This window comes from Paraburkholderia sp. 35.1 (genome assembly GCF_050436525.1).
GTDB lineage: Bacteria > Pseudomonadota > Gammaproteobacteria > Burkholderiales > Burkholderiaceae > Paraburkholderia > Paraburkholderia tuberum.
This window is the reverse complement of record NZ_JBNDMJ010000003.1, coordinates 1,292,537-1,312,354: the sequence shown is the minus strand read 5'-3', so window position 1 is coordinate 1,312,354 and position 19,818 is coordinate 1,292,537. Positions and strand designations below refer to the sequence as shown.

The 19,818-nt window shown below is 63.8% G+C and carries 15 protein-coding genes, 1 tRNA gene and 1 riboswitch; of the genes, 6 read left to right on the top strand and 10 right to left on the bottom strand.

Going from position 1 to position 19,818, the window contains the following annotated elements; translation table 11 throughout:
- Positions 1 to 15 precede the first annotated feature (15 nt).
- From uca to OKW27_RS26065, 6 genes are all read right to left on the bottom strand, one after another.
- Complete coding sequence (gene uca, locus OKW27_RS26090; protein ID WP_429335292.1) at positions 16 to 3,615, bottom strand: urea carboxylase; 3,600 nt, start codon at positions 3,613 to 3,615, stop codon at positions 16 to 18.
- Positions 3,616 to 3,787: 172 nt separating this feature from the next.
- A complete protein-coding gene (locus OKW27_RS26085) occupies positions 3,788 to 4,429 on the bottom strand; it encodes an urea amidolyase associated protein UAAP2 (protein ID WP_429335291.1) in 642 nt (213 codons plus the stop codon).
- A 15-nt stretch (positions 4,430 to 4,444) separates the two neighbouring features.
- Positions 4,445 to 5,161: an urea amidolyase associated protein UAAP1 gene (locus tag OKW27_RS26080; protein WP_429335290.1), complete on the bottom strand. Its 717-nt coding sequence runs from the start codon at positions 5,159 to 5,161 to the stop codon at positions 4,445 to 4,447.
- Positions 5,162 to 5,174: 13 nt separating this feature from the next.
- Positions 5,175 to 5,966 (bottom strand): ABC transporter ATP-binding protein, encoded by a 792-nt coding sequence (locus OKW27_RS26075; protein WP_429335289.1) that lies wholly within the window; start codon positions 5,964 to 5,966, stop codon positions 5,175 to 5,177.
- Complete coding sequence (locus tag OKW27_RS26070; protein WP_187609933.1) at positions 5,963 to 6,775, bottom strand: ABC transporter permease; 813 nt, start codon at positions 6,773 to 6,775, stop codon at positions 5,963 to 5,965. Before OKW27_RS26070 ends, OKW27_RS26075 begins: the two co-directional genes overlap by 4 nt.
- 75 nt (positions 6,776 to 6,850) lie before the next feature.
- Positions 6,851 to 7,921, bottom strand: coding sequence for a putative urea ABC transporter substrate-binding protein (locus OKW27_RS26065; RefSeq protein WP_090801749.1), 1,071 nt, complete (start codon positions 7,919 to 7,921; stop codon positions 6,851 to 6,853).
- 57 nt (positions 7,922 to 7,978) lie between these two features.
- Positions 7,979 to 8,078: riboswitch (guanidine-I (ykkC/yxkD leader) on the bottom strand.
- A 299-nt stretch (positions 8,079 to 8,377) separates the two neighbouring features.
- On the opposite strand from OKW27_RS26065, the gene OKW27_RS26060 reads away from it, so the two are divergent.
- Positions 8,378 to 9,589 (top strand): MFS transporter, encoded by a 1,212-nt coding sequence (locus tag OKW27_RS26060; protein WP_429335288.1) that lies wholly within the window; start codon positions 8,378 to 8,380, stop codon positions 9,587 to 9,589.
- 182 nt (positions 9,590 to 9,771) lie between these two features.
- Here the strand turns inward: OKW27_RS26060 and OKW27_RS26055 are convergent.
- The 4 genes from OKW27_RS26055 to OKW27_RS26040 form a co-directional block, all read right to left on the bottom strand.
- Positions 9,772 to 9,848, bottom strand: a tRNA-Met gene (locus OKW27_RS26055).
- Positions 9,849 to 9,934: 86 nt separating this feature from the next.
- Positions 9,935 to 11,593, bottom strand: a complete 1,659-nt coding sequence (locus tag OKW27_RS26050; RefSeq protein ID WP_429335287.1) for an MFS transporter — start codon at positions 11,591 to 11,593, stop codon at positions 9,935 to 9,937.
- Between the two features lie 207 nt (positions 11,594 to 11,800).
- Positions 11,801 to 13,360: a sensor histidine kinase gene (locus OKW27_RS26045; protein ID WP_184066554.1), complete on the bottom strand. Its 1,560-nt coding sequence runs from the start codon at positions 13,358 to 13,360 to the stop codon at positions 11,801 to 11,803.
- 9 nt (positions 13,361 to 13,369) lie between these two features.
- Positions 13,370 to 14,176 (bottom strand): response regulator, encoded by an 807-nt coding sequence (locus tag OKW27_RS26040; RefSeq protein ID WP_429335286.1) that lies wholly within the window; start codon positions 14,174 to 14,176, stop codon positions 13,370 to 13,372.
- A gap of 251 nt (positions 14,177 to 14,427) precedes the next feature.
- Here OKW27_RS26040 and recA point away from each other — a divergent pair, with 251 nt between their 5' ends.
- From recA to sucD, 5 genes are all read left to right on the top strand, one after another.
- Positions 14,428 to 15,504, top strand: coding sequence for a recombinase RecA (gene recA, locus OKW27_RS26035; protein WP_018421721.1), 1,077 nt, complete (start codon positions 14,428 to 14,430; stop codon positions 15,502 to 15,504).
- A gap of 7 nt (positions 15,505 to 15,511) precedes the next feature.
- Positions 15,512 to 16,270 (top strand): recombination regulator RecX, encoded by a 759-nt coding sequence (gene recX, locus OKW27_RS26030; RefSeq protein WP_429335285.1) that lies wholly within the window; start codon positions 15,512 to 15,514, stop codon positions 16,268 to 16,270.
- Positions 16,271 to 16,400: 130 nt separating this feature from the next.
- Positions 16,401 to 17,075, top strand: a complete 675-nt coding sequence (locus OKW27_RS26025) for a DUF2889 domain-containing protein (protein WP_429293887.1) — start codon at positions 16,401 to 16,403, stop codon at positions 17,073 to 17,075.
- A gap of 55 nt (positions 17,076 to 17,130) precedes the next feature.
- Positions 17,131 to 18,300, top strand: a complete 1,170-nt coding sequence (sucC, locus tag OKW27_RS26020) for an ADP-forming succinate--CoA ligase subunit beta (RefSeq protein ID WP_013090442.1) — start codon at positions 17,131 to 17,133, stop codon at positions 18,298 to 18,300.
- 130 nt (positions 18,301 to 18,430) lie between these two features.
- Positions 18,431 to 19,312, top strand: a complete 882-nt coding sequence (gene sucD / locus OKW27_RS26015) for a succinate--CoA ligase subunit alpha (RefSeq protein ID WP_013090441.1) — start codon at positions 18,431 to 18,433, stop codon at positions 19,310 to 19,312.
- The last annotated feature ends 506 nt before the right edge of the window (positions 19,313 to 19,818 follow it).

Genomic DNA, 19,818 nt, shown 5'->3' with positions numbered 1-19,818 from the left:
TTTGCGTCCAGATAATTAGTGACGTTCGACGACGGCGACGCGTTGCCCCGCGTGCACGGGCGAACCCGGCGCCACGTAGATCTCGCCGACCGTTCCGGCGCACGGCGCACACACCGGGATTTCCATCTTCATCGACTCGATGATGAGCAGCACGTCGCCCGCGTCGACCGCGTCGCCGGTTTTCACCTTGACTTGCCAGAGGCTGCCGGCGATCTCGCTGTCCACGGCGACTTCGCCGTCGTGAAGCGGAGCTAACTGAGTGTCTTCGGTGACCGGCGTCTCGAACGTGATTTCCGAGGTGCCCGCTTCACGCCACCGCTCGCGCTCGGCCTGGAAGGCCGCCTGCTGCCTTGAACGGAACTGCTCGATGCTGGCGGATTCGCTAGCGAGAAACGCCTGATAGTCCGGCAACGAAAGCTCGGACTCTTCAATCCGCAACGGAAAACGCCCAAGCGGAAAGTCCGCGCGGATGCGCAACAGTTCGTCGGCCGATACTTCGTAGAAACGAATCTGGTCGAAGAAGCGCAGCAAATAATGCTGGCCGGCGAAATCCGCGACTTCGCGGTAGCGATTCCACATCTGCAACGTGCGGCCGACGAATTGATAGCCGCCAGGCCCTTCCATGCCATACACGCACAGATACGCGCCGCCGATGCCGACCGAGTTCTCCGCGGTCCACGTACGGGCCGGGTTGTATTTCGTCGTGACCAGCCGGTGACGAGGGTCGAGCGGTGTCGCGACGGGTGCGCCGAGGTACACGTCGCCGAGGCCCATCACCAGATAGCTCGCATCGAAGACGATTTGCCTGACCGCGTCGATGGAGTCGAGGTCGTTGATGCGGCGAATGAATTCGAGGTTGCTCGGGCACCACGGCGCGTTCTTGCGCACGGTGGTCATATATTTTTCGATCGCGAGCTGGCACGCGGGGTCGTCCCATGACAGCGGCAGATGAACGACGCGCGACGGCACGCGCAGATCCTTCTGCAACAGGACCTCGTCCCACGCCCGCGCGACGATGTCGAGCAACCTGGCGAGCGGCAGATCCTCGGGCCGGTAGTGGATCTGCAGCGAACGGATGCCCGGCGTGAGATCGATGACGCCAGTCAGATGCTGCGCTTCGAGGGACTGCATCAGCGCATGTCCGCGAAACCGTGCCACGAGGTCGAGCTCCGCTGGACCGATTTCGAGCAGCAGATGTGTGTCGCCGGATACACGCGCGACGAGTCTGTCGCGGTCCGCCCCGGTATCGAGCACGATCGGCGACGTCAGCGATGCTCTTGTTTCGCTCGGCGCACCCGGTGCAATCTCGAGGCTCTCCAGTTCCCGACGACGCTCACGCGCAGCCTCACGCGCTTCGTCGACTTCGACGGGCGCGAAGCGGATCTTGTCGCCTGCTTTCAGCTGGCCGATCTGCCAGAGGTCCGCCTCGATGATCGTCACCGGACAGACGAAGCCGCCGAGACTCGGGCCGTCGGGTCCGAGAATCACGGGCATGTCGCCGGTGAAGTCGACGGCGCCGACCGCGTACGGATTATCGTGAATGTTCGACGGATGCAGTCCAGCCTCGCCGCCGTCCTCGCGCGCCCACTCGGGTTTCGGTCCGATCAGGCGCACGCCGGTACGGCTGGAGTTGAAGTGAACCTCCCACTCGGTGTCGAGCAGCTGCGCGATATAGCGGGCGCTGAAGTATTCGGGTGCGCCGTGCGGACCATAGATCACGCGAACGGTGCGCACGCCGTCGAGCGTCGGCGCGTCGACGAGCGCCGCGCCGGCTTGCGCATCGCCGAGCGGATAAAGATGCAGCACGTCGCCCGCGCGGATCGCGCGGCCGCCATGTCCGCCGAACTGGCCGAGCGTAAAGGTGCTGCGGCTGCCGAGATACAGTGCGACGTCGAAGCCGCCGCGCACGCACAGATAAGCGCGCGCGCCCGCGCCGCGTATCGTGCCGAGCGCAAGCGTCGAACCCGCCGGCACATGGAGGCTCGTGTTCAGCGGCTGAGCGACATCGTCGAGCAGCACCGGAATCTGCGCGCCGGTGATGGCGACCACGGCATCCGTGTTGAAGCGCAGCGTCGGCCCGCTCATCGTGACTTCGAGAGCGGCGGCGTCGGCCGCATTGCCGAGCAGGCGATTGCCGAGCCGCATCGCCCGGTCATCCATCGGCCCCGACGGCGGGATGCCGACTGCCCAGTAGCCCAGGCGGCCGGGATAGTCCTGCACCGTCGTCTGCGTGCCGCCGCTGACGACTTCGACCGTGCTGGCCTGATACCTGAGCCCTTCGAGACATCGAGTCCACGGTTCGCCCGACGCGAACGGCCGGTCGCGCAGAATCTGGCGCAGATAGTCGCGATTCGTCTCGACGCCGTAGAGTCGGGTGTTGCGCAGCGCATCGTCGAGCGCATCGCGCGCTTCATCGCGAGTCGGCGACCACGCGATCACTTTCGCGAGCATCGGGTCGAAGTAAGGCGGCACTTCGCAACCGGCCTCGATCCATGTATCGATGCGCAATGCGCGCCCGTCAGCGTGCGGGAACTCGACCTCGGTCAAGAGGCCCGGACTCGGTTTGAAATCACGCCCCGGATCTTCCGCGTAGAGTCGCGCCTGGATCGCGTGCCCTCGCGGCGTTAGACTCGCCGCCAGGTGCTTCAGCGGCGCGAGCGTGCCGGCCGCCAGTTCGATCATCCAACGCACGAGGTCGACGCCCCACACCTGTTCGGTGACGCCGTGCTCGACCTGCAGACGCGTATTGACTTCGAGGAAGTAGAACTGTTCGGCGGCGCTGTCGTACACGAATTCGACGGTGCCGGCGGAGCGATAGTCGACGGCTTTCGCGAGCTTGACCGCTGCCTCGCAGAGCGCGGCCTGAATGCCGTTCGGCAGGCAGGGGGCGGGCGTTTCCTCGAGCACCTTCTGATTGCGCCGCTGCACCGAGCAGTCACGCACGCCAAGCGCGAGCGCGTCGCCTTTGCCGTCGCCGAATACCTGCACTTCCAGATGCCGCGCCCGTTCGATGTACTTCTCCAGAAACACGCCGGCATCGCTGAAATTGTTTTCGCCGAGGCGCTTCACGGCATCGAAATGGGCGCCGAGTTCGTCGGCGTTCCAGCACACCCGCATGCCGATGCCGCCGCCGCCCGCGGTGCTCTTCAGCATCACCGGATAGCCGATGGCCTGTGCCGCCGCGAGCGCCGCCGGCAAGTCCGCGAGCAGCCCGGTGCCTTCGAGCATCGGCACCCCTTCGTTGGCCGCGATTTCGCGGGCCGTGTGCTTGAGGCCGAACGCGCGAAGCTGCGCGGGTGTCGGTCCGATGAACGCGATGCCGGCCGCTTCGCAGGCTTCGCCGAACGCCGCGTTCTCCGATAAGAAGCCGTAGCCGGGATGGATCGCCTGCACGCCTTCGCGACGCGCAATCGCGAGGATCTTGGCCACGTCGAGATAAGTCAGCGCGGCCGGACCCTCGCCGAGCGCATGCGCGACAGGCGCTTCGCTGACGTGGCGGCTCGCTCGGTCGGCTTCCGCATAGATGGCGACGCCGGTGACGTCGAGTTCGCGCAACGTCCTGAGAATGCGGCACGCGATAGCGCCGCGATTGGCGATCAGAATCTTCTCGAACATGGAAGGTGTGTTGATTCGAAGGCGGGCCGTCCCGCCGTGGGAATGGCCGGCCGTGGTCGTCCACGGCCGAAGTCGCGTCAGCGATGCGTCTGGGTCAGTTCTTCGCGCGTACGGCTGAAGTACCGGCCCGAGCGAACCAGCATGAGGAGAAAAAGCCAGTGGCGGATGCGCTTCAATTCCATATCAGCAGCTCCGCGGGCGTCGGGTTGTAGGCGTTGCACGGATTGTTCAGCTGCGGGCAGTTGGAGATCAGTACGATCACGTCCATCTCCGCGCGCAATTCGACGTATTTGCCCGGCGCGGAAATGCCGTCTTCGAAGCTGAGCCCGCCCGTGGCCGTGACCGGCACGTTCATGAAGAAGTTGACGTTCGCGCCGATGTCCTGCTTCGACAGGCGGCCGTCATGTGCGCAGGCACGCAGGAAGTTGTCGCGGCAGCTGTGCATGTAGCGCTTCTCCAGTGCGTAGCGCACCGTGTTGCTTTCCTGCGCGCAGGCGCCGCCGAGCGTATCGTGGCGGCCGCACGTGTCGGCGACGATCGTCAGCATCGGCTTGCCGAGGTTCGAGTACAGCACCGAGCCCGTCGTCAGGTAGAGGCTCTTTTGCCGGCGCAACGTGCGTTGCGGGTCGAAGCGCTCGCGCGGATCGGCGAGGCTGTAGAACAGCGTGTCGACCGCCTGGTTGCCTTCGAGATCGACGATGCGCAGCGTTTGCCCGGCCTTCACCTCGTGAAGCCACGGGTCGCCGGCGGCGAGTGTCTCGCGATGGACCGCGGTTTCCGGACGTTTGTCGCTGACGATAAGCGTGCTGGTCATAAGCGTGGCCTTCGCTCAAAGAAAGAAGCGTTCTGTGTTGATGAAACCGCGTGCGTTCTCTTCGCATGCGGTGCGGCAAACTTCGGCGACCTCGGGCCGCGCGTCGCTCAACTCGAGCTTGACGGGCCTCGGCGCGTACTCGGGGTTCGGGTCGAGCGGGTGCTGGATCGCGGTGAGCACGACGAGCGTGTTCATCGGTGCGTAGAGCTCGATGTAGTTGCCGGCTTTTGAGTTTCCTGGCACGAAACTGAGAACGCCGTCGTCACTGACATCGACACGGCTGAACAGATTGAGCGTCATCAGCAGGTCAGTGATGCCGAGTCCCCACTTGCCCATTTCGACGAGCAGGTTGTCCGTGCCGTTGCGATAGAACGCGTTGCGCAGCTCCTGGTAGCGGCCCGCGCCGTATCGTTCGCGAACCTCGTCGGCATTCGACACACCGCCGATGCTGTCGTGCCAGCCACAGGTATCCGCGACGATCGCGGCAAGCACGCGGCCCATGTCGGAGTACAGGCAGTGCCCGACCGTGAGCCTGGCCGTGTGCTGGCACTTCAACGAATCCGGCAGATTGAGCCGTTCGCTCTTTTCCGTCGCGTTGACCATCATCACGCTGACGTTCGCACCGCCACGCAGGTCGGTAATGCGCAGTGATCGACCACGCTTGACGATCAGCGACGTATGGCCGCCGCCTGGGACGGTTTCTTCAAGCAATAAGGTCGTATCTGAGTTCATACCTGAGTTCCCTTCAGTCGGAGACCAGTTCGATATGCGATGCGCCTCGCACGGCAGCCTCGGCGATCTGCACGGCGGACATGGAATCGCGGCTACGGTCGAGCGCAATGTTGTAGGTGATGCGCGCGCCATAGGCGCCCGGCGCCTGCGGGTCGACGCGCACCTTGTCGAAAACCAGCACGCGGCTTCCCAACGTGAAGCCTTCTTTCAGGTCATGCGTGACCATGAAGATCGTGAGCTTCGCTTCGCGCCACAGGTCGGAGAGCAGCTCATGCATGTCCTTGCGGATGCCGGGGTCGAGCGCGCCGAATGGTTCGTCGAGCAGCAGCACGCGAGGCTTCATCATCAGCGCCTGCGCGATCGCGAGGCGTTGCTGCATGCCGCCCGACAGCTGCTGCGGAAACTTGTTCAAGGCCGCGCCCAGCCCGACGCGCTCGAGCATGGCCGCTGCCTCGTCTTGCGCCACGCGCCGACGGACACCGAATAGCCGGCCGGTGAACTTCGCCTGTGGAAGCTCCAGCCCCAGCATCACGTTGCGCAACACACTCAGATGGTCGAACACCGAGTAGCGTTGAAACACGACGCCGCGATGCCGGTCCGGTTCGCCGGGCAGCGGCTTGCCGTCCAGCAGGATCTCGCCGCGCGTCGCGCGCTCCTGACCCAGCAGCAGGCGCAGAAACGTCGACTTGCCGCAGCCGGACGCGCCGACCATCGAACAGAACTCGCCTTCCTTGACGGTCAGATTCAAACGCTCGAGCACGACCTGGTCGCCGTACTCTTTCCAGACGTTGCGGACCTCGATCATCGCGCGCCTCCGTACCACGGGAAGCACCATTGCGTGATCCGGCGCAGCAGCTCGTCGGTGAGCCATGCGAGCAGCGTGATCCACGCGACGTACGGCAGGATCAGATCCATCGACAGATAGCGGCGCACGAGAAAGATGCGGTAGCCGAGGCCATCGGTCGACGCGATCGCTTCGGCTGCGATCAGAAAGAGCCACGCCGCGCCGAGAGAAAGACGCGTCGCCGCCAGCAGACGCGGCAGCAGTTGCGGCAGCACCAGACGCAGAATCAGCGTCCAGCTGGTGGCGCCGAGCGTCTGCGCCTTGACCCACAGCTCGACCGGAATCTCGCGGGCGCGAGCATGCAGATCGCGAATGATCACCGGCGTGATGCCGACGACGATCAGCACGACCTTCGACAACTCGTCGAGCCCGAACACGATGAACAGGACCGGCAGCACCGCCAGCGGCGGCACCATTGAGATCACGGTGATGAAAGGCGACAGCGTCGCGCTGACGAGCGGAAACGAACCGGTCGCGATCGCGGCCACCAGTGCGATCACGGCACTGACGACAAGGCCGATGCCGAGCCGCCGCAAGCTCGACAGCGTGTCGGTCCACAACAGGTACTCGCCGGTGCGCTTGTCCTCGGTGAAGGCGGCCGACTTCACCGCGTCGCTCATTTGCGCCGCGCTCGGCAGCAGCTTGTCATCGGGATTGAGCGAGAGTCGCATCGAGGACCCGGTGAAGTAGACCGCGAACAGCACGACGAACGGCAGCAGAAGCAGCATCAAGCCGCCGATCCGGCTCGGATGTCGATTGATGAGTCGCATGGTGAGCGCCTGGTTGGAAAGCTGGGATGCGAGCCCGCCATGGCGAGCCCCCGGCGAGTGCCTGGACGGTCCGTGTCAGAGCTTGCCCGCGGCCGCCATCGCGACGTAGGTCGGATCGAAACGCAGCTTGACGTTGTTCTTGTTGCCGACCACGACGCCCTTGTCGAACGCCATGCCGACCGCGTCCGCGCTCTTCGCGTCCTGTCCGAGCAGGCCGTGATCGAAAGAGAACTTCGCGACGCGCGTCATGATCTTCGGCATGTCGGCGCTGGTGACGAAGTCGAGCGCGGCTTGCGGCGAATAGAAGAGGGCGGTCGTCGCCAGTTGGCCCTTGAAGTTGGCGAGATCGGTGCCCGAGGCCTTCGCCATCGCGCTCAGCGCGGACGTGCTGGCCGCGGAGTCGGTGTGCATCAGCGCGACCATTTCGAACCATGCACCGGTCAGCGCTTTGCCGAGGGCGGGGTTCTGCTGCAACGTCTTCGTGTTGACGACCATCATGTCCATGATTTCGCCGGGGATCTTGCTGGAGTCGAAGACTTCGCTGACGTTCGGCTGCGACTTCAGATCGGCGAGCATCGGATTCCAGGTGACCGCGTTGTGAACCGTGGGGGTCGCGAATGCGCCCGAGATGTCGGCATCCGAGGTGTTCACGACCTTGAGGTCGCGCTCGCTCATGTGAGCGCTTTCGAGCGCGCGTGCGAGCAGGTAGTGGGAGACGGAAAACTGCACGAGGTTGACCTGCTGCCCCTTCAGGTCGGCGATCTGCTTGCCCTTGCCCTTCATCAGCACGCCGTCGTTGCCGTTCGAATAGTCGCTGACGATCAGTGCCGTCGAATCCACGCCGCCGGAGGCGGGAATCGTGAGCGCGTCCATGTTGGTCATCGCGCAGCCGTCGAACTTGCCGGCCGTGTACTGATTGATGGACTCGACGTAGTCGTTCAGCTGCACGACGTCGACATTGATGCCGTATTTCCTGGCCCATTTGGACACGATGCCTTGGGTTTTCGCCTCACCCCACGGCATCCAGCCGGCGTAGATGGTCCAGCAGACCTTGAAGTCGTTGCGGCCCGCGGCGAACGTGGGGCTCGAGGCGAAGGTGGCGAGGGAGACGGCGGCAATACCAAGACAGCGAACGAGCTTGAACATGGGTTGACCTCGGAGGGGACGGTTAGCGACGGCAGGGAGCAGCGCAAACATCGCGTTCTCTCCCGGGCTTTTGTCCCGCCGTGTAACCTCGCCTGAGGTCGACAGCTCTCGGACCAGCACCTGCGTGAAGCAGGCCGGAACCCTAGCCGTCCATTTCCAGATTGTCTGTCGAACCGGAGGTTGCGCCGGCTCCTTGCGCGCTGTTTAAAGCGGGAAGTGTGCCAGGGGCCATACCGCGGGTTGGTCGCTAGCTTTGTGCGGCGAAGGGCAAGTTTTTGCCCTGGGGCGGGGAAGGTGTGCACTGATGTGTGTCAGGGAGTGCACTCGATTCGGGCGTGAGAGGACGGGTATGCGACTCAGCGATGCCAGACAAGATGCAACGGTCGTAGCGGGCTGCCTTGGTGCTCGCATGCGTCTGCGCCGTTCGAACGTGTTATCTGATGCCATCCCTATCGAATGCGAAACGAACCGCAAGTCAATGTCGTCCGGCAGATTCCACGCAGCGTGTGGGTTCTAGGATGTGTGAGTCTTTTCATGGACATCTCATCCGAAATCATCCACAGCCTGCTGCCGATGTTTCTGCTGGCAAGCCTTGGCGCCGGCGCCGGCACGATCGGGCTCATCGAGGGCATCGCGGAGGCCACGGCCCAGATGGTCAAGGTGTTTTCGGGAACGCTGAGTGACTACCTCGGCAACCGAAAGTGGCTCGCCGTAGCAGGGTATTCGCTCGGCGCAATGAGCAAGCCGCTTTTTGCCATTGCGTCCTCGGTTGGAGTCGTGGTGACGGCGCGCGTCATTGACCGTGTCGGCAAGGGCATTCGCGGTGCGCCTCGCGATGCACTCATCGCGGATGTCACGCCGCAGCACCTGCGTGGCGCGGCCTTCGGCCTGCGCCAGTCGCTCGATACGGTCGGTGCGTTCCTCGGACCGCTGCTGGCCGTTCTCATCATGCTGATATGGGCAGATAATTTTCGGCTTGCCTTCTGGCTTGCCGTCATTCCCGGTGTGCTCGCGGTCGCGCTGTTGACGTTTGGTATCACGGAGCCTGAGCACGAGCCTCGCGCCAAAAGAAGCAATCCTGTGCGGTGGCAGAGTCTCAGGGAGCTTGGTTTGGACTACTGGTGGGTCGTAGGGATAGGCGCCGTTTTTGCGTTGGCGCGATTCAGCGAGGCTTTTCTGGTGCTTCGTGCGATGGGCAGCGGCGTACCGATTGCGCTCGTTCCGCTCGTCATGGTGGCAATGAATATCGTCTACGCGCTGTCCGCTTATCCGTTCGGGAAGCTCGCGGACACGATGCGGCATACGCGGCTGCTGATAGGTGGTCTGATCGTGTTGATTGGCGCCGACCTCGTGCTTGCACACGGCACCCACTGGAGCATAGTCGTCGTAGGCGTAGCGCTGTGGGGGCTGCACATGGGGATGACGCAAGGCCTGCTCGCTACGATGGTCGCGCACACGGCACCTGCGCATCTGCGCGGGACTGCGTTCGGTTTCTTCAATCTGCTGAGCGGCATCGTGACGCTGGTTTCGAGCGTTATCGCAGGCCAGTTGTGGGAACGTCTGGGCGCAGCCACGACCTTTTATGCGGGCGCAGCCTTCGGTCTGATGACCGTGGTGCTGCTGCTCTTTCACCCGACACCGGCTCAATCTCTTCACGACCTGAGCTAACGTGGCATAGCCGGGGTATCCGTCTGGAAAATGCGCGCATTGTTGCCGCTATTTCCCCAACGTCGAGTGGTGTGTCGCTGCGTCTGCCTGAACTCGGATGCCCATCGGTCGTCAGGCTTCGTGGCAGCGTTTCAAAACAAAAAAGCCGCTGTCCTTGTGGGACAGCGGCTTTTTCTTGAAGCTGGTGGCGAATCAGGGACTCGAACCCCGGACCTGCGGATTATGATTCCGTCGCTCTAACCGACTGAGCTAATTCGCCGAAAGAAGCGAGATTATGCTGGGGCCACCGGAGGCTGTCAACCCCCGGCTCACAACTTTTTCAGATAGCTCCGGCTGTCGGTCCACTCAATCCTTCGCGTAGATATCCGAGTCCTTGGTTTCGCGCACGAACAGCATGCCGATCACGAAGGTGACCAATGCGACGATGATCGGATACCAGAGCCCCGAGTAGATGTTGCCCTTCGCCGCGACGATCGCGAACGCGGTGGCCGGCAGGAAGCCGCCGAACCAGCCATTGCCGATGTGATACGGCAGCGACATCGACGTATAACGGATGCGCGTCGGGAACATCTCGACCAGCATCGCCGCGATCGGCCCGTAGACCATCGTCACGTAGATCACGAGGATCGTCAGGATCACGATGCTCATCGGCCAGTTGATCTGAGCCGGATCGGCCTTCGGCGGGTAGCCGGCGGCCTTCAGCGTCGCGGCGAGCGTCTTCTCGAACGTCTTGGCTTGCTCCTTCGCGTCGCCGGCGCGGCCGTCGAACGTGTTGACGACCGTATCGCCCACGCGGATCTGCGCGATCGTGCCGGCAGGCGCCGCGACGTTGTCGTAGTTCAGGCCGGCTCGCGACAGCGCGCCCTTCGCGATGTCGCATGAGCTCGTGAACTTCGCCGTGCCCACCGGGTTGAACTGGAACGAGCACTCGGCCGGATCGGCGATCACGACGATCGGCGACTTCGCGGTTGCCGCTTCGAGCGCCGGGTTCGTGTAGTGTGTGAGCGCCTTGAACAGCGGGAAGTAGGTGAGTGCGGCGATCAGCAGGCCGGCCATGATGATCGGCTTGCGGCCGATGCGATCCGACAGCGAGCCGAAGAACAGGAAGAACGGCGTGCCGATCAGCAGCGCGAGCGCGATCATGATGTTGGCGCTCGAACCGTCGACCCTCAGCGTCTGCGTGAGGAAGAACAGCGTGTAGAACTGGCCCGTGTACCAGACGACAGCCTGGCCGGCCGTCAGGCCGAGCAGCGCGATAATCACGACCTTCAGGTTCTTCCATTGGCCGAACGCTTCGGAAAGCGGCGCCTTCGAGGTCTTGCCCTCGGCCTTGATGCGCGCGAACACCGGCGACTCATGCAGTTGCAGGCGAATCCACACCGACACCGCGAGCAGCAGGATCGACACGACGAACGGAATGCGCCAGCCCCAGGCGCCGAAGGCGTCTTCGCCCATGAACGTGCGAATGCCGAGAATCACGAGCAGCGACAGAAACAGACCGAGCGTGGCGGTGGTCTGGATCCATGCGGTGTAGAAGCCGCGGCGGTTCGCTGGCGCGTGTTCGGCCACGTAGGTTGCGGCGCCGCCATACTCGCCGCCGAGCGCGAGACCCTGCAGCAGGCGCATCGCGATGAAGAGCACCGGCGAAGCGATGCCGATCGCCGCGTAGCCCGGCAGGAAGCCGACGAGGAACGTCGACAGGCCCATGATGATGATCGTGATCAGGAAAGTGTACTTGCGCCCGACCATGTCGCCGAGCCGCCCGAATACGATCGCGCCGAACGGCCGCACCGCGAAGCCCGCCGCGAAGCTGAGCAGCGTGAAGATGAACGCCGCGGTCGGATTGACGCCGGAAAAGAAGCTCTTGCTGATGAAGGCCGCAAGCGAGCCGGCCAGATAAAAGTCGTACCACTCGAAAACCGTACCCAGCGACGATGCGAAGATCACCCGCTTCTCATCGCGCGTCATCGGCACGTGCGAGATTTGCCCGCCAACGGTAGCCATATTGTCGTCTCCAATATTGATATACACGCGGATCGCCGGCACAGGCGTTCCCGTGCAACCGATTATTGGAGTGGAAACTTACGGCGTTCTGACTCGGCGCTGAACCTGGGGGTAGTCCGGTAAGCCGACGAATAGGCGTTCAATTTCCGTCAATGTGCTGGGATGTTCCCGCAATCCACGCTGAAATATCTCAAAAAACGCTGACCGTCACGCTGACGATAGAGGCGCGTTAGGGTAAGTCCCGCCCCGTTCGAGCACGTGCAAGCTGACGCGCACCAGTGTGCCGGCGAGCCGCGGTGACTCCTGGTAGACGTTGTCGTCGATGGCGAGCTCGCCGCCGTGCATTGCCGCAATCTCGCGCACGATCGCGAGGCCGAGGCCGCTGCCGTCGCCCTCGCGGCCCAGAATCCGGTAAAAGCGCTCGACCACACGAGAGCGCTCGCTGGCCGGAATGCCGAGCCCGGTGTCCTCGACTTCCAGGTGCACGAGCCGCGCGGGGGCGTCGTGCCGCACGCGCACGGTGATGCGGCCGCCCGCCGGCGTATAGCGGATCGCGTTGTCGATCAGGTTTGACAGCATTTCACGCAGCATCACCGGATTGCCGGCGACTTCGACCGGCTCGTCGGGCGCTTCGTAGCCGATGTCCATCTGCTTCGCGAGCGCGGCCTGCACCCATTCGCGCACCGCGCTGCGCGCGAGTTCGCCGAGTTCGAGCGGCGTGAAGATCTGCCCCGATCGACGGTTCTCCGCGCGCGCCAGCGCGAGCAATTGCGTGACGAGCCGCGCGGCCTGCTCGGAGCTCGTCGCGATCTGTTCGAGCGAGCGACGAACCTCGGCCGACGCGTTCTGGCGCAGCGCGAGCTCGGCCTGGGTGCGCAGGCCGGCCAGCGGCGTTTTCATCTGATGCGCGGCGTCGGCGATGAAGCGCTTCTGCAGCTCCATGTTCTGTTCGAGGCGCGTGAGCAGATCGTTGAACGACGTGACGAGCGGCTCGATTTCCGGCGGCGCGCGGCGCGCTTCGAGCGGCGACAGATCGTCCGGCCGGCGCGCGCGGATATGCGCCTGCAGCGCATGCAGCGGCTCGAGCCCGCGCGACAGCCCGAACCACACGAGCAGGATCGCGAGCGGCAGGATCACGAACTGCGGCAGGATCACGCCCTTGATGATGTCGTTGGCGAGCTGGCTGCGCTTGTCGAGCGTTTCGGCGACCTGCACGAGCACGGCCTGCGCGCCCGGCGTCTGCGGAAACTCGACGGTCGTGTAGGCGACGCGGATGTCGTTGCCGCGCAGCACGTCGTCGCGGAATTCGACGAGGCCCGGTGGCGGGCGGTCTTCCTCGTGCGGCAGTGGCATGTCACGCTCGCCGGCCACGAGCTCGCCGCGCGTGCCGAGCACCTGAAAGAACACGCTGTCGACGTTGTCGGCACGCAGGAAATCGCGCGTCGACTCGGGCAGCGACAGCTCCGCGACGCCGTTGACCGGATGGATCTGGCGCGCGAGGACGTAGGCATCGGTTTCGAGCGCGCGGTCGAACGGCCCGTTCGCGATCGACTTCGCGACCAGATAGGTGACCGCGAGGCTCATCGGCCACAGCAGCAGCAGCGGCGCGAGCATCCAGTCGAGAATTTCGCCGAACAGCGAGCGCGGACGCGCTTCGGCGGCGGCTTCGGTTTCGTCGGGCGCGGCGAACGGATTGGCGTAGCGCGCGTCGCGCGCCTCGTCGAGGTCCGCAGCGTGCGCCGTGGCGCGATCAGCGCGTGCGGACATCGCTGGCCTCTATTTGTAGTGGTGGCTCGCCGGCATCGCGGTGGACGACGGCGCGGTGGACGATTGTGCCGCTTGTGCCGCTTGTGCCGCTTGTGCCATCTGCGGCTCGGAGCCGGCCGGGGTGGCGGGCGCGCTCGCATTCGCCGGCGGCGCCGCTTTTTCGAGACAGTAGCCGAGCCCGCGCACGGTGATGATGCGCACGCCGCTCGGTTCGATCTTCTTGCGCAGCCGGTGCACGTAGACTTCGATCGCGTTGTTGCTGACTTCCTCGCCCCATTCGCATAGATGGTCGACGAGCTGCTCTTTCGAGACCAGCCGGCCGATCCGTTGCAGCAGCACTTCGAGCAGCCCGAGTTCGCGCGCGGACAGATCGATCGCCTGGTCGTTGACGTAGGCGATGCGGCCCACCTGATCGAACGACAGCGAGCCATGCCGCACGACGGTCGGGCCGCCGCCCGCGCCGCGCCGTGTCAGCGCGCGCACGCGCGCTTCGAGTTCGTTCAGCGCGAAGGGCTTGGCCATGTAATCGTCGGCGCCGAGGTCGAGGCCTTTGACGCGTTCGTCGACGCTATCGGCGGCGGTCAGGATCAGCACGGGCAGGTTCGAATTGCGCGCGCGCAGGCGGCGCAGCACCTCGAGCCCGGACATGCGCGGCAGGCCCAGATCGAGGATCAATAGGTCGAACGTCTGCATTGACAACGCGGTATCGGCTTCTACGCCGCTTTTCACGTGATCGACCGCATAGGCCGATTGGCGGAGTGATCGAACCAGACCATCCGCGAGTATGCTGTCGTCTTCGGCAATCAGAATTCGCATGATGCGCCTGGCTTTGCCGGCACCGTGGGGGTTGCCCCGGCGCGCAGCGGTCTCCGAACATTATTGTGGGTAGTTGGGGCGATGCGACAGTAAAAGATGCGCGTTCGCATCACAATCGCGCTTGCCAAAACTACTGTTTTTTTATACAGTGTCTGCGTTTCGTGTGATCTCCTGGAGACTCCGCTCAATTCGAGTGGAACCACGGGTGCACACCTGCCTCAGACGCCGTTCATCATAGCAAAGGACGATTCATGGAAGAAAGCAAGAAAGGCTCGGCTGGACTGACTGCTGAAAAGAGCAAGGCTCTCGCCGCCGCGCTCGCGCAGATCGAAAAGCAGTTCGGCAAAGGGTCGGTCATGCGGCTCGGCGCAGGTGAGGCAGTCGAAGACATCCAGGTGGTCTCCACCGGATCGCTCGGCCTCGACATCGCACTGGGCGTCGGCGGTTTGCCGCGCGGCCGCGTGGTCGAAATCTACGGACCGGAATCGTCCGGTAAAACCACGCTGACGCTGCAGGTCGTCGCCGAAATGCAGAAACTCGGCGGCACCGCGGCGTTCATCGACGCGGAACACGCGCTGGACATTCAATACGCGGGCAAGCTCGGCGTGAACGTCGCCGACCTGCTGGTCTCGCAGCCGGACACTGGAGAACAGGCGCTCGAAATCGCCGACGCGCTGGTGCGCTCGGGCTCGATCGACATGATCGTGATCGACTCGGTCGCGGCGCTGGTGCCGAAGGCGGAAATCGAAGGCGAAATGGGCGACTCGCTGCCGGGTCTGCAGGCGCGTCTGATGTCGCAGGCGCTGCGCAAGCTGACCGGCACGATCAAGCGCACGAACTGCCTCGTGATCTTCATCAACCAGATCCGCATGAAGATCGGCGTGATGTTCGGCAACCCGGAAACCACCACGGGCGGTAATGCGCTGAAGTTCTACGCGTCGGTGCGTCTGGACATTCGCCGCATCGGCTCGATCAAGAAGAACGACGAAGTGATCGGCAACGAAACCCGCGTGAAGGTCGTCAAGAACAAGGTGGCGCCGCCGTTCCGTGAAGCGATTTTCGACATCCTGTACGGCGAGGGCATCTCGCGTCAGGGCGAAATCATCGACCTCGGCGTGCAGGCGAAGATCGTCGACAAGGCCGGCGCATGGTACAGCTACAGCGGCGAGCGGATCGGTCAGGGCAAGGACAACGCGCGTGAATTCCTGCGCGAAAACCCGGACATCGCTCGCGAAATCGAGAACCGTATCCGCGAATCGCTGGGCGTTACTGCGATGGCGAACGCCGTGACCGGCGCGGACGCTGAAGTCGCGGGCGAAGAAGAGTAAGCATCAAGTGATACGCAAAGGCCGGCCGCTGTCCGGTTTCGACTCCGGACGCTATCCGGACGGCCCGCGCGACGCGGCGGACGGATCGCCTGAGTCCGGCGATCCGTTCGAATCGTTCGACGCACATGACCGCGCCGCGGGCCGCGGCCCGCAGCGTACGCGGTCTGCACCCGCTGCAGCGTCGTCCAGCCGGGATTCCTCCGGACTCGATTCCCCAATCCCCTCCGAAGTCACCTACACCCGCTCGCGTCGCCAACCCGGCGAAGAGAAGCCGGGCCAGTCCGACAAAGACGACAGCAGAAAATCCCAACGCCCCGCCCGTTCGCTGAAAGCGCGCGCGCTCGGCTATCTGTCGCGCCGCGAATATAGCCGCGCCGACCTCGCCCGCAAGCTGAAGCCTTACGTCGAGGAAACCGATTCGCTCGACACGGTGCTCGACGCGCTGCAGGCCGAAAACTGGCTATCCGACTCGCGCTTCGCGGAAAGCCTGATCCATCGGCGCGCATCGCGGCTCGGCACGAGCCGCATTCTCGGCGAACTGAAGCAACACGCGCTCAACCCGGCGCTCGTCGAAGAGGCGAGCGCGCAATTGCGCGAAACCGAACTCGCGCGCGCCCAGGCGGTCTGGCGCAAGAAGTTCGGCCAGTTGCCGCAAACGCCGGCCGAGCGCGCGAAGCAGGCGCGCTTTCTCGCGTCGCGCGGCTTCTCCGGCGCGACGATCGGCAAGATCCTGAAGGGTATCGACGACATCGGGGACGGCGACTAACACGCCAGTCTCGACGGGTAGGGCAATTACCGCGCCGTAACCTGGCGCCAGGCCGTGCGCAATCGGGGCTGTCCCAAATACCCGTTATGCTAAACTCCAGAAGTTTTCCAATCCGGCCTTTCCTTCCCGCATGTCGCTCTCCCCGCCAGTGTCCCGTCAGTTGCGCCATCGTCGCGCAATCAGAGCGGAAGCTTACGAGCGAGCCGATGGCCTGTGGGATGTGGAAGCGTGCCTGACCGACGAAAAGCCACGCGATGTGGCGCTTGCGTCGGGTGTCCGGCCCAATGGTCAGCCGATCCATGAACTCTGGCTTCGCATCACCATCGATCGCAAGCTCAATGTCGTCAACGCCGAGGCGTCGTCCGACTGGGTGCCCTATCCAGGGTTGTGCCAGGCCAGCAATCCCGCCTACCGTGCCCTCATCGGGCTCAATCTGTTCCACAACTTCCGTCGCGATGCTGCCCGTTTGCTGGCCGGCACGGCCGGTTGCACGCATCTCACTGAGCTGTGCGCGATCCTGCCGACCGCCGCGATCCAGGCGTTCGCCGGCGACGTATGGAACACCGATGACGGCACGCCGGGCGCGAACGCGGGTTCGGGAGACGAATCGTCCAACGGCACAGGCGAGCATTCCAACGACAAACCGCCATTCCAGCTGGGACGCTGCCACGCGCTGCGTTTCGACGGCGAGGCGGTGAAACAGTTTTATCCGCGCTGGTATGGTCATGCACCGCGTCCGGCGGAACGCGCGGCCTCGTCGGACGGCGCGGCGGCCCGCGAACGAAGCGGCGACGCGTCGGCCTGAACGGCGGCAACGGAATCGAAGTTCTATCCAACTCTCAGACTGAAGGGAATCACGCATGAAGATTCACGAGTACCAGGGTAAGGAAATCCTGCGGAAATTCGGCGTCGCGGTACCGCGCGGCAAGCCGGTCTTCTCGGTGGATGATGCGGTCAAGGCCGCGGAAGAGCTGGGCGGCCCGGTGTGGGTCGTGAAGGCTCAGATCCACGCGGGTGGCCGTGGCAAGGGCGGCGGCGTCAAGGTCGCCAAGTCGCTGGAACAGGTTCGCGAGTACTCGAACCAGATCCTCGGCATGCAGCTCGTCACGCACCAGACCGGTCCGGAAGGCCAGAAGGTGAACCGCCTGCTGATCGAAGAAGGCGCCGACATCAAGAAGGAACTGTATGTCGGTCTCGTGATCGATCGCGTTTCGCAGAAGATCGTCGTGATGGCGTCGAGCGAAGGCGGCATGGACGTCGAAGAAGTCGCGGAAAAGACGCCTGAGCTGATCCACAAGGTTGCCGTCGATCCGTCGACCGGCCTGAAGGACTCGGAAGCAGACGACCTCGCGAAGAAGATCGGCGTGCCCGACGCTTCGATCCCGCAAGCTCGCGCGATCCTGCAAGGCCTGTACAAGGCATTCTGGGAAACCGACGCATCGCTCGCCGAAATCAACCCGCTGATCCTGACCGGCGACGGCAAGGTCATCGCACTCGACGCGAAGTTCAACTTCGACTCGAATGCGCTGTTCCGTCACCCGGAAATCGTCGCGTACCGCGATCTGGACGAGGAAGATCCGGCTGAAATCGAAGCGTCGAAGTTCGACCTCGCGTACATCTCGCTCGACGGCAACATCGGCTGTCTGGTGAACGGCGCCGGCCTCGCAATGGCAACGATGGACACCATCAAGCTGTTCGGCGGCGAACCGGCGAACTTCCTCGACGTCGGCGGAGGAGCTACGACCGAGAAGGTCACCGAAGCGTTCAAGATCATGCTGAAGAACCCGAACCTGACCGCGATTCTGGTCAACATCTTCGGTGGCATCATGCGCTGCGACGTGATCGCGGAAGGCGTGATCGCGGCCTCGAAGGCCGTGTCGCTGAAGGTGCCGCTCGTGGTCCGCATGAAGGGCACGAACGAAGACCTGGGCAAGAAGATGCTCGCCGAATCCGGCCTGCCGATCATCTCGGCGGACAGCATGGAAGAGGCGGCTCAGAAGGTCGTCGCGGCTGCTTCGGGCAAGGCGTAAGCCAGCTGTCCACGGCGCATTTACCAGCTCATTTGCCAGGTTTACGAGTGGCGGCGCGCAAGCGACACAGGCGTGAAGCATCGCGCCGAGTGGCGCTACCGCGCGACGCCAAACGAACAGAGGTCAATACATGTCGATTCTGATCAACAAAGACACCAAGGTCATCACGCAGGGCATCACCGGCAAGACCGGTCAGTTCCACACGCGTGCTTGCCGTGAATACGCAAACGGCCGCGAAGCGTACGTCGCGGGCGTGAACCCGAAGCGCGCCGGCGAAGATTTCGAAGGCATCCCCATCTACGCGAGCGTCGCTGAAGCCAAGGCTGAGACGGGCGCGACCGTGTCGGTGATTTACGTTCCGCCGGCAGGCGCTGCCGCCGCAATCTGGGAAGCAGTCGAAGCCGACCTGGATCTCGCAATCTGTATCACGGAAGGCATTCCCGTCCGCGACATGATCGAGATCAAGGACCGTATGCGTCGCGAAAACCGCAAGACGCTGCTGCTCGGACCGAACTGCCCGGGCACGATCACGCCGGACGAGCTGAAGATCGGCATCATGCCGGGTCACATCCATCGCAAGGGCCGCATCGGCGTCGTGTCGCGTTCGGGCACGCTGACGTATGAAGCAGTCGGCCAGCTGACCGCGATCGGCCTCGGCCAGTCGTCGGCAGTCGGCATCGGCGGCGACCCCATCAACGGTCTGAAGCACATCGACGTGATGAAGATGTTCAACGACGATCCGGATACGGACGCCGTCATCATGATCGGCGAAATCGGCGGTCCGGACGAGGCGAACGCCGCGCACTGGATCAAGGACAACATGAAGAAGCCGGTGGTTGGCTTCATCGCTGGCGTCACGGCGCCTCCGGGCAAGCGCATGGGCCACGCCGGCGCGCTGATCTCGGGCGGTGCGGACACCGCCGAAGCGAAGCTGGAAATCATGGACGCGTGCGGTATCAAGGTCACGAAGAACCCGTCGGAAATGGCGCGTCTTCTGAAGGCGATGCTGTAAATCGAATTCGCGTGCCGTTGGCGCGCGATTTTGATACGCTTACGAACTCCTTTCGTGAGTGGGCGGTCCCGAAAAGCGGGGGAGTGCAGACTCCCCCGCTTTTTTTTGGTGCGCCAGGCATGGCGCGTAGCGCCGTGACTGGCGCTGTCCGACCCGCTGTGGTGGCGAGCCGGATGACTTGGGGGTGAAAGTCCTCTGCACACCCGGCAAGGGGAAGTGCTAGCTGAACGGCAAGGGTGTCCGTCGTAAGGCGGAATCTGAAGGAAGCCGCAGGCAAAATGCTGGCCTGACGAACAGGAAGCGGATATCAGGCGGTGTGGCGGGGTGAGCAGTCCAAGATCTGTAAAGCCCAATACTTGCACGGAACGCCACGACGTAGATCCGACAGGCATAAGCAGGAAGGTCGCGCGCATTACCCTGGGAGCCCCGTCAGTCTGCCTTGTGCTACTGGCATCGCAAGGTGCCGGGATGGGCTGGCGGGAGTCAGCAGAGGCCATAGTAGCGGC

Bases quoted from the DNA above. Each gene is read 5' to 3' on its own strand.
- uca (WP_429335292.1), bottom strand. From the start codon at position 3,615: ATGTTCGAGAAGATTCTGATCGCCAATCGCGGCGCTATCGCGTGCCGC.
- OKW27_RS26085 (WP_429335291.1), bottom strand. From the start codon at position 4,429: ATGACCAGCACGCTTATCGTCAGCGACAAACGTCCGGAAACCGCGGTC.
- OKW27_RS26080 (WP_429335290.1), bottom strand. From the start codon at position 5,161: ATGAACTCAGATACGACCTTATTGCTTGAAGAAACCGTCCCAGGCGGC.
- OKW27_RS26075 (WP_429335289.1), bottom strand. From the start codon at position 5,966: ATGATCGAGGTCCGCAACGTCTGGAAAGAGTACGGCGACCAGGTCGTG.
- OKW27_RS26070 (WP_187609933.1), bottom strand. From the start codon at position 6,775: ATGCGACTCATCAATCGACATCCGAGCCGGATCGGCGGCTTGATGCTG.
- OKW27_RS26065 (WP_090801749.1), bottom strand. From the start codon at position 7,921: ATGTTCAAGCTCGTTCGCTGTCTTGGTATTGCCGCCGTCTCCCTCGCC.
- OKW27_RS26060 (WP_429335288.1), top strand. From the start codon at position 8,378: ATGCGAAACGAACCGCAAGTCAATGTCGTCCGGCAGATTCCACGCAGC.
- OKW27_RS26050 (WP_429335287.1), bottom strand. From the start codon at position 11,593: ATGGCTACCGTTGGCGGGCAAATCTCGCACGTGCCGATGACGCGCGAT.
- OKW27_RS26045 (WP_184066554.1), bottom strand. From the start codon at position 13,360: ATGTCCGCACGCGCTGATCGCGCCACGGCGCACGCTGCGGACCTCGAC.
- OKW27_RS26040 (WP_429335286.1), bottom strand. From the start codon at position 14,176: ATGCGAATTCTGATTGCCGAAGACGACAGCATACTCGCGGATGGTCTG.
- recA (WP_018421721.1), top strand. From the start codon at position 14,428: ATGGAAGAAAGCAAGAAAGGCTCGGCTGGACTGACTGCTGAAAAGAGC.
- OKW27_RS26025 (WP_429293887.1), top strand. From the start codon at position 16,401: ATGTCGCTCTCCCCGCCAGTGTCCCGTCAGTTGCGCCATCGTCGCGCA.
- sucC (WP_013090442.1), top strand. From the start codon at position 17,131: ATGAAGATTCACGAGTACCAGGGTAAGGAAATCCTGCGGAAATTCGGC.
- sucD (WP_013090441.1), top strand. From the start codon at position 18,431: ATGTCGATTCTGATCAACAAAGACACCAAGGTCATCACGCAGGGCATC.